Consider the following 214-nt stretch of genomic DNA (forward strand, 5'->3'; position numbering starts at 1 on the left):
CGCCGAGCGTTGTGCACGAACTCGAAGAAGCCGAGATACAGCGGCAGCTTCTCTTGTGAGATGCCCCGGTGCGGGCGGAGCCAGGAGCGCAGTAGAGACCACGTCCCCTCCATGGTGTTGACGTGGATCTCGCGGAAGCTGTCGCCATCCTCGTCGCGCGCGTACTCGCCCCGAGCGTGGCAGACTGTCGTGTGCTGATAGCCCCAGGCCGGCA

At 65.4% G+C, this 214-nt stretch carries 1 pseudogene; it reads right to left on the minus strand.

The window, feature by feature from the left end:
- Positions 1-214 (minus strand): annotated as a pseudogene (locus E2C06_RS37215) (hypothetical protein); the annotation flags it as partial.

This window comes from Dankookia rubra (assembly GCF_004355005.1).
Lineage (GTDB): Bacteria > Pseudomonadota > Alphaproteobacteria > Acetobacterales > Acetobacteraceae > Paracraurococcus > Paracraurococcus ruber_A.